This window comes from uncultured Jannaschia sp. (assembly GCF_947494055.1).
Lineage (GTDB): Bacteria > Pseudomonadota > Alphaproteobacteria > Rhodobacterales > Rhodobacteraceae > Jannaschia.
Map to the genome: position 1 here is coordinate 1 of NZ_CANLTR010000252.1, position 233 is coordinate 233.

Annotated in this window: 1 protein-coding gene; it reads right to left on the minus strand. The window is 64.4% G+C overall.

From position 1 onward, the window contains the following. On the minus strand, positions 1 to 233 hold a 233-nt coding region (locus Q1A87_RS24055; protein WP_299657457.1), incomplete at both ends, for a transposase.

Consider the following 233-nt stretch of genomic DNA (forward strand, 5'->3'; position numbering starts at 1 on the left):
TCCGACGGCATGACGGTGATCCCAAGGATCTCGCGGCGCCCGTCGGTGTTGACCGCGACGGCCACTATCACCGCCATGGAGACGATCCGCCCGCCCTCGCGCAGCTTCACGTAGGTGGCGTCGAGCCAGAGAAAGGGCCAATCGCCTTCAAGAGGCCGGTTCAGAAAGGCCTGCACACGCTCGTCGATCTCTTCGCAGAGCCGCGAGACCTGGCTCTTTGAGGTGCCTGTCAG